This is a genomic window from Skermanella stibiiresistens SB22 (assembly GCF_000576635.1).
Lineage (GTDB): Bacteria > Pseudomonadota > Alphaproteobacteria > Azospirillales > Azospirillaceae > Skermanella > Skermanella stibiiresistens.
In genome coordinates this window covers 176,311-190,347 of sequence record NZ_AVFL01000007.1, presented here as the reverse complement: position 1 = coordinate 190,347, position 14,037 = coordinate 176,311, and the positions used below count along the sequence as shown (strand labels likewise).

12 protein-coding genes are annotated in these 14,037 nt (G+C 66.8%); 6 read left to right on the top strand and 6 right to left on the bottom strand.

The window, feature by feature from the left end; translation table 11 throughout:
• Positions 1-12: 12 nt before the first annotated feature.
• Positions 13-1,047, top strand: coding sequence for a heat-inducible transcriptional repressor HrcA (hrcA, locus tag N825_RS11855; RefSeq protein WP_037451439.1), 1,035 nt, complete (start codon positions 13-15; stop codon positions 1,045-1,047).
• Between the two features lie 73 nt (positions 1,048-1,120).
• A complete protein-coding gene (gene grpE / locus N825_RS11850) occupies positions 1,121-1,780 on the top strand; it encodes a nucleotide exchange factor GrpE (RefSeq protein WP_037451436.1) in 660 nt (219 codons plus the stop codon).
• A gap of 48 nt (positions 1,781-1,828) precedes the next feature.
• Here grpE and N825_RS11845 read toward each other — a convergent pair whose 3' ends face one another.
• Together N825_RS11845 and N825_RS11840 are read right to left on the bottom strand one after the other, a co-directional pair.
• A complete protein-coding gene (locus N825_RS11845) occupies positions 1,829-2,341 on the bottom strand; it encodes a 2,4'-dihydroxyacetophenone dioxygenase family protein (protein ID WP_157619129.1) in 513 nt (170 codons plus the stop codon).
• Between the two features lie 17 nt (positions 2,342-2,358).
• The gene (locus N825_RS11840; protein WP_037451433.1) at positions 2,359-3,087 is read right to left on the bottom strand and encodes an SDR family NAD(P)-dependent oxidoreductase; all 729 of its coding nucleotides are present in this window, start codon (positions 3,085-3,087) and stop codon (positions 2,359-2,361) included.
• A gap of 209 nt (positions 3,088-3,296) precedes the next feature.
• Between N825_RS11840 and N825_RS11835 the strand changes: the two genes are divergently transcribed.
• Positions 3,297-5,006 carry an AMP-binding protein gene (locus N825_RS11835; protein ID WP_037451430.1) on the top strand — a complete coding sequence of 570 codons (1,710 nt, stop codon included), beginning with the start codon at positions 3,297-3,299 and terminating at the stop codon, positions 5,004-5,006.
• Between the two features lie 311 nt (positions 5,007-5,317).
• On the opposite strand, the gene N825_RS36450 is transcribed toward N825_RS11835, so the two are convergent.
• Positions 5,318-6,406, bottom strand: a complete 1,089-nt coding sequence (locus N825_RS36450; RefSeq protein ID WP_084164661.1) for a porin — start codon at positions 6,404-6,406, stop codon at positions 5,318-5,320.
• 337 nt (positions 6,407-6,743) lie between these two features.
• Here N825_RS36450 and N825_RS11825 point away from each other — a divergent pair, with 337 nt between their 5' ends.
• Positions 6,744-7,463, top strand: a complete 720-nt coding sequence (locus tag N825_RS11825) for a heme ABC transporter permease (protein ID WP_037451427.1) — start codon at positions 6,744-6,746, stop codon at positions 7,461-7,463.
• A 27-nt stretch (positions 7,464-7,490) separates the two neighbouring features.
• On the opposite strand, the gene N825_RS11820 is transcribed toward N825_RS11825, so the two are convergent.
• Positions 7,491-7,967 carry an Lrp/AsnC ligand binding domain-containing protein gene (locus tag N825_RS11820; protein ID WP_037451425.1) on the bottom strand — a complete coding sequence of 159 codons (477 nt, stop codon included), beginning with the start codon at positions 7,965-7,967 and terminating at the stop codon, positions 7,491-7,493.
• Between the two features lie 142 nt (positions 7,968-8,109).
• Between N825_RS11820 and putA the strand changes: the two genes are divergently transcribed.
• Positions 8,110-11,820 carry a bifunctional proline dehydrogenase/L-glutamate gamma-semialdehyde dehydrogenase PutA gene (gene putA, locus N825_RS11815; RefSeq protein ID WP_037451422.1) on the top strand — a complete coding sequence of 1,237 codons (3,711 nt, stop codon included), beginning with the start codon at positions 8,110-8,112 and terminating at the stop codon, positions 11,818-11,820.
• A gap of 167 nt (positions 11,821-11,987) precedes the next feature.
• Entirely contained in the window at positions 11,988-12,371 is a 384-nt protein-coding gene (locus N825_RS11810) for a c-type cytochrome (protein WP_051512109.1), read from the top strand.
• Here the strand turns inward: N825_RS11810 and N825_RS11805 are convergent.
• Both N825_RS11805 and N825_RS11800 read right to left on the bottom strand, forming a co-directional pair.
• Positions 12,355-12,831 (bottom strand): very short patch repair endonuclease, encoded by a 477-nt coding sequence (locus N825_RS11805; RefSeq protein WP_051512179.1) that lies wholly within the window; start codon positions 12,829-12,831, stop codon positions 12,355-12,357. The genes N825_RS11810 and N825_RS11805 overlap by 17 nt on opposite strands.
• A 34-nt stretch (positions 12,832-12,865) precedes the next feature.
• Complete coding sequence (locus N825_RS11800) at positions 12,866-14,032, bottom strand: DNA cytosine methyltransferase (RefSeq protein WP_037451421.1); 1,167 nt, start codon at positions 14,030-14,032, stop codon at positions 12,866-12,868.
• Positions 14,033-14,037: the final 5 nt, after the last annotated feature.

Sequence of the window (14,037 nt, the reverse complement as noted above, 5' to 3'; positions counted from 1 at the left end):
GTCCAAGCACAGATGATCAGCGAACTGAACCAGCGCTCACGAGATATCTTCCGCACCATCGTCGATGCCTATGTGGAAACGGGCGAACCGATCGGTTCACGCACGATTTCACGACGGCTCGGCATTCCCCTGTCGCCCGCGACGATTCGCAACGTCATGGCCGACCTGGAGGATCTGGGGCTGCTCTACGCCCCCCACACCTCCGCTGGGCGATTGCCGACCGAGGCCGGCCTGCGGCTCTTCGTCCACGGCCTGCTCGAGATCGGCGCTTTGTCGGAGCAGGAGCGGGAAAGCATCGACGCCAAATGCGCCACGTCCGGCCGCAGCCTGCCCGACGTGCTGGCCGAGGCGTCGTCGATGCTGTCCGGCCTGTCGAGCTGCGCCGGGCTGGTGCTGGCACCCAAGACCGACCGCGCCTTGAAGCACATCGAGTTCGTCAATCTGGCGCCAGGCCGGGCGCTTGTCGTGCTGGTGACGGAGGACGGGCTGGTCGAGAACCGGGTGGTCGAGGTGCCCCTGGGCATGCCCGGCTCGACCCTCCAGACCGCGTCCAACTACCTGAACGCCAAGCTGATCGGCCGCACCCTTGACGAGGCCAAGACCGCCGTGGTCCGGGAGATCGATGACCAGCGCACCCAGCTGGACGAGCTGTCGTCCCGGGTGGTGGAGGCGGGGCTGGCGACCTGGGCCGGTTCCGGCTCGACCGGGCATCTGATCGTGCGCGGGCAGGCGAAACTGCTTGACGACGTGACCGCCCTTTCCGATCTGGAACGCATCCGCGCCTTGTTCGAGGCGCTGGAGACCAAGGAGGCGATGCTGCGCCTGCTCGACGCCGCCAACAAGGCGGAGGGCGTGCAGATCTTCATCGGGGCGGAGAACACGTTGTTCAGCCATGCCGGATGTTCGATGATCATAGCGCCCTACCAGGACAGCCGGGAGCAGATCGTCGGCGCCATCGGCGTGATCGGTCCGACCCGGATCAATTACGCCCGCATCATTCCCATGGTCGATTATACCGCCAAGGTGATCGGCCGCCTGCTCGGGTGACCAGCCCGGGCGTGAGATTTGATCGATAACCCGCTATTCAGACACCCATAGAGTCACGGACCGAGTACTTGCCATGAACGATCCCCAGAAGAAGCCCACCGAAGCCGAACCCGAGGCCACCCAGGCGGACGCCGGGCCAGACGCGAAGGGCCACGAACACGACGCCGCCCAGGCGTCCGGCGAGCCGGCATCCAATGGTTCGGAGGGCCAGGACGGCTCCCGGAAGGATGACCGCGCAGCGGCGCTGGAAGCCGAGGTCGCGAGCCTGAAGGATCAGCTTCTGCGGAACCTCGCCGAGACCGAGAACATGCGCCGCCGCGCCCAGCGCGAGCGCGAGGACACCGCCAAATACGCGGTCAGCAGCTTCGCCAAGGAGCTGGTCGCCGTCGCCGACAACCTGCGCCGCGCGGTCGAGGCGGTCACCCCGGAACAGCGCGAGCAGGACGAGGCCCTGAAGAACCTGCTGACCGGCGTCGAGGCGACCGAGCGCCAGCTCCAGGCCGCGTTCGACCGCGCCGGCATCAAGCGGATGGAGGCGTTGGGCGAGCAGTTCGACCCGAACTTCCATCAGGTCGTGTTCGAGGTCGAGAACACCGGCAAGCCGGGCGGCACCATCGTCCAGGTGCTCCAGGAAGGCTACACCATCCATGGTCGCCTGCTGCGCGAGGCGATGGTCGGCGCTGCCAAGCGGGGCGCCGACGAGCCGGTCAGCCGGGTCGACACTTCGGCTTGATCCGTTGGATATGGGCGGGAGGGAACGCGCCGCTCTCCCTCCCATCGTTCAGCGGATGAACTGATCGACGAAATCGGCGCCAAGGCCGGTTTCGACATAGTGCCGGCGGCACATGTCGATCTTGGTGAAGACATCCTCGTAGCCGGTCTGCTTGCCCCAGGGATCGACGTAGATCATGCAGCCGGTGATGTGGAACAGCGTGATCATCTCCGGCACGTCGTCGGGTACCACCAGCGTGTGGGTCTCGCCCGGCGGCTCGAAGACATAGCCGCCCTCGTTCGCCACCCAGTCGTGCTCCAGGTAATGCCACCTGCCGCGCAGCACGAAGCCGTGCACGGGGGCGGGGTGGCGGTGGCGACTCAGCACGCCCGATTTGCGCACCCGCAGCAGGTTGATCCAGTATCCCTGGCCGGTGTGCAGGCAGAGCGGGCGGAACCATACGTTCTCCATCTGCGGCACCCAGACGCGCTCGTCCTCCGGCACCACCGACGGAACGACGATCTCGGTCGCGGCCTCGGTCGGGAACGGCAGCTGGTAGGGCATCTTGCTTTGGTCGAGCATCGGAGATTCCTTTTCCTTCAGGAAATCAGGTAGCCGCCGTCGACTGGCAGCACGGTGCCGGTGACGAAGGCGGCCGCGGGGGAGCACAGGAAGATCACGGCGCCGGTAAGATCCTGGGGCGTGCCCCACCGGTTCATCGGGGTGCGCGCCAGGATGGCCCGCGAACGTTCGGGATCGTCTTGGAGCCCTTGGGTCAGCGGCGTGGCGATCCAGCCCGGCGCCACCGCGTTGACCCGGATGCCGTCGGTCGCCCAGGCGATGGCGAGGCTCTTGGTCAGTTGCGCGATGCCGCCCTTGCTGGCGCTGTAGGCCGGCACCAGACCGCCGCCGAAGAAGCTCAGCATCGAGGCGAGGTTGACGATGGCGCCGCCTCGCCGGGCCAGCAGCGGGCGGCAGGCGGTGCAGACCCGCATCGCGCCGGTCAGGTTGACATCGAGCACCCGCTCGAAGGTCTCCAGGTCGAACTCGGCGGCGCGCTTGATGACACCGGCGGCGTTGACCACGATGTCCAGCCGGTCCAGGCCCCCGACCAGTCGCTCGACCGCCGCCGCGTCCGTGACGTCAAGCGCGACGGTCTGGACCGGCCCGGTCGGATCGGCTGGCACGCCATCACCGATCAGGCCGGCCGCCGTGACATGGCAGCCCGCCTCGGCCAGTCCCGCCGCGATGGCGGCGCCGATTCCGCTGGTGCCGCCGGTGACCAGCGCGTGGCGTCCGGAAATGTCGAAAGGAGATGCGTCTTGCATCTGGGCGTGTTTCCCCCGTCTTGGAATTGGTTCGCCGTTTATTGGTTTGGACACCAACTTGTGGTGTCCACCAACCATCAATATCCCAGCTTGGCGTCGATGGACAGACCCGACCCCAAGCCCCTACACTCCCGTTTCGAATAAGGGGGCCCGAATAAGGGAGCCGGCAACCGGCATTGGACCCCAAGGGGACGGAGGACACCAAAGAGATGACGACGCCCGGAGCGGAATTCCTGAAAGCGCGCGATTTCCTGATCGAACATCGCGAGGATTACGACACCGCCTACCGCGATTTCCGCTGGCCGGAGTTCGAGACCTTCAACTGGGCGCTGGACTATTTCGACCCAATGGCGCGTGGCAACGACGCGACCGCCCTGTGGATCGTGGAGGAGGGTGGCGCCGAGACCAAGCTGAGCTTCGCCCAGATGGCGGAACGCTCCAACCGCGTCGCCAACCACTTGCGGGTTCAAGGTGTCCGGCGCGGCGATTCGATCCTGCTGATGCTGGGCAACGTGGCGCCGCTGTGGGAGACCATGCTGGCGGCGATCAAGCTGGGCGCCGTGCTGATTCCGAGCACGACACTGCTCAACACGGAGGATCTGGCCGACCGGATCGAGCGCGGCCGGGTCGCCCATGTCATCGCGGGCGCCGAGGATGCCGGCAAGTTCGCCGATCTGCCCGGCGACTATACCAAGATCGCGGTGGTGGGTGGTGGCGCGGCACCGGAGGGCTGGTCGCGGTTCGAGGACGCCTATGACGCTCCCGCCAATTTCGAGCCCGATGGCATCACCCGCGCCGACGACCCGCTGCTGCTCTACTTCACCTCGGGCACCACGGCCAAGGCGAAGCTGGTCGAGCACAGCCACCGCAGCTATCCGGTCGGCCACCTGTCGACGCTCTATTGGCTTGGCCTGAAACCCGGTGACATCCACCTGAACATCAGTTCGCCCGGCTGGGCCAAGCACGCGTGGAGCAATTTCTTCGCGCCGTGGAACGCCGGGGCCACCGTCTTCATCCACATCTACAAGCGGTTCTCGGCGCCCGACATGTTGTCGGTGATCGCCCGTTGCGGCGTCACCACGCTGTGCGCGCCGCCGACCGTGTGGCGTCTGTTCATCCAGGAGGACCTCAAGCGCTATCCGGTCAAGCTGCGCGACCTGATCGGGGCGGGGGAACCGCTCAATCCCGAGGTGATCGACACCGTGCGGGCGGCCTGGGGCATCACGATCCGCGACGGCTATGGCCAAACCGAGACGACGGCGCAGATCGCCAACTCACCGGGACAGCCGGTCAAGTCAGGCTCGATGGGAAGGCCCTTGCCGGGCTATGTCGTCAAGCTGCTGGACGGCGACGGCACCGAGCGTCCCGAGGGGCAGATCTGCCTGATGCTGGACCAGCGGCCGATGGGCCTGATGACCGGCTACCGCGACGACGCCTCCAAGACGGCCGATATCATGGAGGGCGGCTATTACAGGACCGGCGACGTGGCGATGCGCGACGGGGACGGCTACCTGACCTATGTCGGGCGCGCCGACGACGTGTTCAAAGCGTCGGATTACCGGATCAGCCCGTTCGAGCTGGAGAGTGCGCTGATCGAGCACGAGGCCGTGGCGGAGGCCGCCGTGGTGCCCAGCCCGGACGCCTTGCGGCTCGCGGTTCCCAAAGCCTATCTGGTGCTGGCCGGGGGCTGGTTACCCGATCGCGCGACGGCGCTCTCGATCTTCCGCCATATCCGCCGGCATCTGGCACCCTACAAGCGGATCCGCCGGATCGAGTTCGCGGAATTGCCGAAGACGATCTCGGGCAAGATCCGCCGCGTCGAACTGCGCCGGGCGGAGGAAAACCGCGCTGTCAGCACCACTCGCGGCACCGACGAATTCTGGGAGGAGGATTTTCCGGAGTTGAAGGACCAAGCCTGAGGCGATGTGGGCAAAGGCGTGTCTTGGACGATACGCCATACCCCCGCGTGCATCGCAAGGCTCCGTTTTCTCGCGGGAACCCCTACTGTCCCGCGGTGTCCGGTGGAGCGGATCGGCCGCTCCACCGAGGCACACTGAGGAAGGAGACAGTCCATGCTTAGATGGACCATCCGACCCGGCTGGAAATCCGCGACGTTCTCGATCGAAATCGAGTTGGGCGTGGCCTTCTAGCGGAGCCAGGGGAGGGATGCGTCAACATCCCTCCCCACTCCCCTCAATTTAGTCTATTTCGACGTCGGCTGGACGCCCGATCAGAAGTCCAGGCGGGTGCCGATGATGAAGACGTAGCCGTCGTTGTTGGTCGTGGTCGTGGCACCGGGGGTGCCGGAAACAACGTCCTCGTCGAAGAACATCACTTCGGTCTGCACGACAAGGCCGGGGGCCAAGGTGTAGGCGGCGCCGACGCCATAGGCCTTGTAGTCGCTGTTGTAATCGCCGGCCGCACCCTTGTAGCCTTCGGCGTCCATGTAGCTGGCGCCGACCGCGAAGGGGCCGGCGGTATAGCTGATGCCGGCGTGCCAGACAGACTGGTCACCGCCGATCGAGCCGGTCGTCGGCGTGTTGAAGTCATCGGCGTCGACATAGCCGCCGCCGACCAGGAAGCCACCGAAGCCGACCTGGGCGCCGACGTTCCAAGCGGTGAAGTCCTCAAGCGGAACGGCGCCGTTCTGGCCCGAGGCCGACGAGACGGTTGCGCCCAAGGCGACCGAGAAGCCGGAGAATTCGCCGGTGTAGTTGATGCCGCCGTCGATCCAGTCCTTGTAGTTGTTGCTGTTCTTGATCGCCACGACGTTCTGCGCTTGGCTTTCGCTCTCGGGCGTGTAGCTGACACCGGCCTGGAAGCCCGCGAAACGGGGGGTCAGGTACATGACCTTGGTCGCGTCACCCGAATTCGGGATGTGGATGCCGAAAGCGGGTTGCGAGCCGGCGAAGTCGCCATAGTCGCCGTCGATCTGCTCGATGCCGACCAGGGGAGCGTAGATCTTCAGGGTATCGGCGGCGCCATCGAAGTCGCCGAGTTCGATACGGCCCCAGGTTCCACCGAGATAGAGCGAGGCCTCGTCGGTACCCACGCTCGATGCGCTGGAGCCGCCGGTGCTGTTCTGAAGCTCGACCTTGGCGCCATAGAGCAGGCCGTTGTTCGCCTTGCCGTCGGCGCGAACGACGATCTCGGTCTCGAGCTCGAACTCACGGGTTGTGCGGTTGACACCGTCATCGTCATAGAAGCCCGCGAAGAACTCCGTGTAACCACCAAGGCTGACCGTGATCTGAGCTTGTGCAACCGAAGCGAACAGCATGCCGCTCGCCAACGCGGTACCAGTGAGAAGAATACGCTTCATGTGTCTGCCCCGTTCTAAATTTGTTATCCCGGTTCGGCTATTGAGTTCATTGATCGAGCCCCGGTCGCCTTATTGACACGCAATCCAATCGGATTCGAAAGACGGTTTCTTTGTGACTTCATAAAATGCGGATATTCGTGATTATTCGGTAACATCAACCAAAATAAGTATAGATTTTTAGATGAAAAACTTTGGATTTAGCCGAAGGTGTTAATTGACTAGTTTGCGCTTGTTCATATCCACAAATCGATCATGGACATAGGCCGTTTGGATGGTGGGTTTGACAGCGGCACCACCGCGGCCCCATAGTCCGGAAAACCTTGGATCGATCACAGCCATGCATCGCTTCGCCAACCCCGCGCGTTTCCTGCGATTTTCCGCCGTGCTGCTGCCTTGGGCGGCTGGCGCCACCGTGATCCTGACGATCGTCGGGCTTTATCTGGCGCTGTTCGCCTCTCCCGCCGACTACCAGCAGGGCGAGACGGTGCGCATCATGTACATCCATGTGCCCGCCGCCTGGATGGCGCTGTTCGTCTACACCAACATGGCGCTGGCGGCGGCGGTCGGACTGGTTTGGAAGCACCCGCTGGCGGATCTGTTCACCAAGGCGGCCGCCCCGATCGGAGCCGGCTTCACGGCGGTCTGCCTGATCACGGGCAGCCTTTGGGGCGAGCCGATGTGGGGGACGTGGTGGGTCTGGGACGCGCGCCTCACCAGCGTGCTGATCCTGTTCTTCCTCTATCTTGGCTACATGGCGCTGGTCAACGCCTTCGACGATCCGACGCGGGGGTCGAAAGCCGGCGCCATCCTGGTGCTGGTCGGCGTCGTCAACGTGCCGATCATCAAGTTCTCGGTGGACTGGTGGAACACGCTTCACCAGCCCGCCAGCGTCGTCAAGATGGGCGGGCCGAGCATCGACCCCAGCATGCTGTGGCCGCTGCTGATCATGGGCTTGGCCTTCACCTGCTATTTCATCACGGTCGTCCTGGTCCGCCTGCGCGCCGAAATCGCCGCCCGCAAGGTCCAGATGCTGCGGCTGACGATGGCCCAGGGCTGATCCGGACACGGCCGTCCGGCGCGCCGCTCAGCCCACCGGCATCGGTCCGGGCGGCACCGGCAGCGTCATGTCGTCCTTGACCGTCTCCATCACCACATAGGTGTGGGTCTGCTGGACGTGGGGCAGGCGCGAGATCGTGTCGCCCAGCAGGCGGCGGTAATGCTGGATGTCGCGGGTCCGCACCTTGAGCAGGTAATCGAAATCGCCGGCGATCATGTGGCAGGACTGGATCTCGGGCACCCGCCGGACCGCCTCGTTGAACCGCTCCAACTCGTCCGCCGTCGTGCCGCGCAGGACCACCTGGACCAGCACCACATGGTTCGCCTCCAATGCCACCGGGTCCAGTTCGGCGCCATAGCGCTTGATGACGCCCGCCGCCTCCAGCCGGCGCATCCGGTCCGAGCATGGCGTCTTGGTCAGGTTGACCTTGGCGGCCAATTCCACCACCGAGATCCGGCCATTCCGCTGAAGCTCGCGCAGGATCGCGCGGTCGATCCGGTCCATCACGTCTACGAAGTCCTTTCGCCCTTAAAATGGCCCACGGCAGGCATAATGGCTGAAAACGCGGTGAAAATGGAGCCAATGCCTGCTGCCATGCTGGAATACTCCAGACCATCGACTTCGTCCCAGGGGGAGTGCGGCAACGATGGATCTGGCCCAGCGGCGCGACGACATCAATCAGGCTTATTTCGCCGACGAGGCCACCATCGTCAGCCAGCGGATGGCGGCGATCGGACTGGACCCGGCGGCCCGCCGCAGGATTTCCGACCGGGCCGAGGCGATGGTCCGCCGCCTGCGCGCCGATCCCACCCTGAACCTGATGGAGACCTTCCTCGCCGAGTACGGGTTGTCGACCGACGAGGGCATCGCGCTGATGTGCCTGGCGGAAGCCTATCTGCGGGTTCCCGACGCGCCGACCTTGGATGCCCTGATCCGCGACAAGATCGGCGGCGCCGACTGGTCGAAGCACGCCGGCGAGACCGACAGCCTGCTGGTCAGCGCCTCGACCTGGGCGCTGATGCTGACCGGCCGCATCTTCCGCGACGAGCCGGCCGGGGTCCAGCTGGCGGGCACGCTGCGCCGTCTGGTCAGGCGGGTCGGCGAGCCGGTGGTGCGGACGGCGGTCGCCCAGGCGATGAAGGTGATGGGCCAGCAATTCGTGCTGGGCCGGACCATCGAGGAGGCGATCCGGCGCGGCGAGCCCCGGCGCGCCAAGGGCTATCGCTACTCCTATGACATGCTGGGCGAGGCGGCCAGGACCGGGCCGGACGCCAAGCGGTACTGGGACAGCTATGCCGTCGCGATCGACGCGATCGGCCGCCACGCCGATCCGAAAGCCTTCGTCCACGACAATCCCGGCATTTCCGTCAAGCTCTCGGCGCTCCACCCGCGCTACGAGACGACCCAGCGCGACCGCGTGCTGGCCGAACTGGTGCCCGACTTGCTCGGTCTGGCGCTGAAGGCGAAGGCGGCCAACATCGGCCTCAACATCGACGCGGAGGAGGCCGACCGGCTGGACCTGTCGCTGGATGTGATCGAGCGGGTGCTGGCCACGTCGGATCTGGCTGGCTGGGACGGCTTCGGCGTGGTGGTCCAAGCCTATTCCAAGCAATGCCTGCCGGTGCTGCGCTGGGTCCGGGATCTGGCGGAAAAGCTCGACCGCAAGCTGGCGGTCCGGCTGGTCAAGGGCGCCTATTGGGACTCGGAGATCAAGAACTCGCAGGTGCTGGGACTGCCCTCGTACCCGGTCTTCACCCGCAAGTCCTCGACCGATGTCTCCTACTTGGCCGGCGCCCGGTTCCTGCTGGACAACCGCGACCGCCTGTATCCCCAATTCGCCACCCACAACGCGCAGACCGCCGCCGCCGTGCTGGAGATCGCCGGCAACCGGACGGAAGGCTTCGAGTTCCAGCGGCTGCATGGCATGGGACAGGCGCTGCACGACCAGCTGATGTCCGAAGCCGGACGGCCGTGCCGGATCTACGCGCCGGTCGGCGTCCACAAGGACCTGCTGGCCTATCTGGTCCGGCGCCTGCTGGAGAATGGCGCCAACTCGTCCTTCGTCCACCAATTGCTGGACGAGGACGTGCCGCCCGCCACGCTGGTACGCGATCCGATCGCGGCGACGGAGGCGGCGGCCAGCGTTCCCAACGCCAGGATCCCCTTGCCGCCCGATCTGTTCGGCACCGACCGCCGCAACTCGATCGGCTGGAACCTCAACAATCCGGTCATGGCGGCCCGGATCGAGGATGGAATGGCGCCATTCCGCGACGCCCGCTGGACCGCGGCGCCCGTGATCGCCGGCGAAACCCTGGGTGGCGGCGAAACCCTCTTGGCGAATCCCGCCGACCGCACGCAAGCCGTCGGCACCGTCGTGTCCGCCGACAAGGCCGCCGCCAGCCGGGCGCTCGACGTCGCCATGGCGGCGTTTCCGGCCTGGAGGGACCGGCCCGCCGCCGAGCGGGCCGCCATTCTCGACCGCATCGCCGACCTGTATGAGGCGAACACCTTCGAACTGATGGCGATCCTGTGCCGCGAGGCGGGCAAGACGCGGATGGATGGCGTGCTGGAAATCCGCGAGGCGGTCGATTTCTGCCGGTTCTACGCGGCGGAGGCGCGTCGCCTGCCCCCGGCATCGAAGGGACTGGGGCCGTTCGTCTGCATCTCGCCGTGGAACTTCCCGCTGGCGATCCTCACCGGCCAGATCGTGGCGGCGCTGGTCGCCGGCAATACCGTCGTCGCCAAGCCGGCCGAGCAGACGCCGCTGGTGGCGGCCAAAGCCGTGGCCTTGATGCTGGAGGCGGGGGTGCCGCCGGACGTCCTGGCGCTGCTGCCCGGCGATGGCGCCGTGGTCGGGGCCGCCCTGACCGGCGATCCCCGCGCGGCCGGCGTCTGCTTCACCGGTTCGACCGATACCGCCATCCTGATCGACCGCGCCATGGCCGCGACCGGCTCGGTCCGCGCTCCCCTGATCGCGGAGACGGGTGGCTTGAACGCCATGATCGTGGACAGCACCGCCCTGGTCGAGCACGCGGTGCGCGACATCATCGCCTCGTCGTTCCAAAGCGCCGGCCAGCGCTGCTCGGCGCTCCGCGCGGTCTTCGTCCAGTCCGACATCAAGGATCACCTGCTCGCCATGCTGGAAGGGGCGGCGATGGAACTGCGGGTGGGCGATCCCTGGGATGCCGCGACCGATGTCGGTCCGGTGATCGACGAGGAGGCTCGGGGTGTCATCGAGGACCATTGCCGCCGGTTCGAGGGAGCGGGGCGGCTGCTGTTCCGCCATCCGCTCGGCGACGCGGCCACCACCGGCCTGTTCGTCGCCCCCGCGGCGCTAGCGCTCGACGGATTCGACGCGCTGGAGCGCGAGATCTTCGGCCCCGTCCTGCATGTCATCCCCTTCGAGGCCGATGGGATCGACCAAGTGGTCGACGCCATCAACCAGCGTGGCTATGGCCTGACGCTGGGCATCCATTCCCGGCTGGACGACAGGGTCGAGGCGATCTGCAGGCGCGCCCGTGTCGGCAACATCTATGTCAACCGCAACCAGATCGGGGCAGTGGTCGGCGTGCAGCCGTTCGGTGGCGAGGGCTTGTCGGGTACGGGTCCGAAGGCGGGAGGTCCGCACTATCTCGCCAGATTCACCCAGCCCGGTCCATCGGCCATCCCGCTGCCATCGGTTCCGTCACCGATGCTGGAGCGGACACCCAGCGTCGCCGTCGATCCCGTGGCTTTCGCCACCGCCGCCCGTCTGGCGGGGCCGGCTTGGGACGCGAGGATCGACCGCGCCGCCGTTCTGGATAGCGCCGTGGCCAACTTGGCCGAACCGCTGCGGGTGACGGCGCGGGCGGCGCTAGCGGTGGCCGCTCCCGTCTTCGCGGCGGCGGAGGCGCTGCCCGGTCCCACGGGGGAGAGCAACCACCTGACGCTGCACGGCAGGGGCGTGGCGCTGTGCCTGGGAGGCGGCGAGCGGCATTCCGCCGCGCTGGCGGCCCAAACCTTCCTGGCCTTGGCGGCGGGTAACGCGGTTGCCTTGGGCGATGACGGCGCGGTCGCGGGTTCGATCGTCGCGGCCTTGCGTCGGGCCGGGGTTCCCGAGGGGGTGGCGGCGGTGGTGCCGGTCGCGGACGTCACGGCGGCGCTCCGGATCTTCCCCGATCTCGGCGTCGTCGCCTTCGATGGACCCGACTCGAAAGCCGCCGCCCCTCGCCAAGCGCTCGCCAGCCGGGATGGCCGCCGGGTCAGGCTCGCCTCGCTGGCCGACGGGGTGGAGTGCTTCGCCACCGAGCGGGTCGTCAGCATCGACACGACGGCCTCGGGTGGCAACGCGTCGCTGCTGACGCTGGGCGAGGGCTAGGGGCGAGGGGTGAGGCCGCGGCGCTCGAAGGCGCGGCATAATAACCCTTGGTTCCTTGGTACTATTAGCCGGTTCGATGGTGCCATCTATAGTGATGGCGCCAGGGTCGCGGTGGGGTGCCGGATTGAGGCCGGCCGCGGCGGCTCTGTTGAACAGAGGCGAAAACCATGAAACTGCTGGCCCACAAACTGCCGGTACTGATGCTGGCCCTCGCGGGCGCGCTTGTCGGGACCCAAGCGTCGGCGGAAACGAAGCCCACGGCGGAGACCCATCCGTTCCACCAATGCTCGAGCTGCCATTCGATGGACACCTCGGCCAACGCCTTCGGCCCGTCCCTGATCGGCGTCTATGGCCGCAAGGCCGGGACCGTGCCGCGCTTCGCCTATTCCGAAGCCGTGCAGAAGTCCGGCATCGTCTGGGACGAGGACAACCTGCGAAAGTGGATCTCGGGCAACGACACCTTCATTCCCGGAACGCGCATGCGCCACGTCGCCGTCACCGACAAGAAGCAACAGGACGATCTGATCGACTTCCTCAAGGCGCTGAGGTGAACGCCTCAGCCCGTTCTTGACCGAACCCTGGATCCTGACTGGACGCTGGCGGTCTCGACCGGATCGCCGACAGGACCGCCCGCAGGTGGTCCTCGTCCCGGGTCTCGCATTCCCAGATCACCAGCACCGTCCAGCCCCGGCGCTCCAGCTCGGCGGTGACGCGGGCGTCGCGTTCGACATTGCCCTGGAACTTGGCTTCCCAGAAGTCCACCCGCGTCTTCGGCAGCCTGTTGGCCTTGCAGCCGGGGTGGCGATGCCAGAAGCAGCCATGGACGAACAAGGCCACGCGCCGGCTGGGAAAGACCATGTCTGGTTTGCCCGGCAGATCGCGGCGATGCAGCCGGTACCGCAGCCCCATCGCGTGGGCCAGCTTGCGGACTCGCATCTCGGGCCGCGTGTCGCGCGGCCCGATCTTGGCCATCAAGGCGCTGCGCGCGGGATCGACGGGAATTTCAGACATCATCCCTGAACAAGTGAGGGCGGGAAACGTCGCTTCAAGCCGCCTGTAGAACCGTCGGCGCCCTCAGCATCCCCGCCATCCAATGGCCGACCGCCTCCCCAAGCTCCACCGGAACCGCGTTGCCGAGCTGGCGCATGGTCTCGGACCACGATGTGGCGAAGCGCCAGGTATCCGGAAAGCCTTGCAGGCGCGCCGCCTCGCGGACGGTGAAGTAGCGGACGGACCCGTCGTCGCGGACCATCATGTTCTCGCCGCCCGGCACCCCATGATCGCCGGCCTTCAGGGCCTTTGCGGGTTCGTCCAACGGGCTGCCGGTATGGCCGGGATAGGCGCGGGCCCCCGGCTGGAACAGATGGCCGTTCCGCCCGTCCGGTTCGCCGAGCCCGGCCAGCGCGTCGCGCACCGTGCGCCACGGCGCTTCCCTCGGAACCTCTCCCAAGGCCAGCAGACGCTGGACCGTGACACGATCGGTGGTGGAGATGGGGCCGCCGGCCGGCCTCGCCATGCCATGGCGCTCCCAGTAGTCGCCCGTCACCCATTGGTCCCACAGCAATCGGAGGCGCGAGTGGGTTGGCGCCAGGGGTGTCACCGAGGCGTCCAGATCGCGGTGGAGACCCGACACGACGACCCGGTGGCGCTTCTGCGCCACGCCATGGTCGGCGGCGTTGACCTTCGTCACCAGCACGCGGTACTCGGCCAAATCATCCAGGGCCAGCAGCCGAGCCAAGTGGTCGGCCGGGGATTCGCCTTCCAGGGGGCCGATGGCCGGATGCCCCAGTCGCGCGGTGATCAGGGACAGATAGCCGGCAAAGGCCGGGCGGACCAGCCCGCGCACGTTCTCGAACAGGAAGCCTGCCGGTTTCAGGTCGCGGACGGCGCGGATCGCCTCCGGCCACATGTCGCGGGCGTCGGCGTCGCCGCCATGCTTGCCGCCGATCGAGAAGGGCTGGCAGGGCGGGCCGCCGGCGACCAGATCGACCGCACCGCCCCCGTCGCCGCCCATATCGGACCAGTCGACCGTCCGGACATCCCCCTGCAGGACGGTCCAATCGCCGGCGTGCTCGACCTGCTCCGCCTTGTTCAGCGCCAGGGTGGCGCAGGCGTCGCGGTTCCACTCGACCATCCGGACGTGGTGGAAACCCGCCCGCGCCATGCCCAGCGCCAGTCCACCGCATCCGCTGAACAGTTCGACGCTCCGCATGGCCG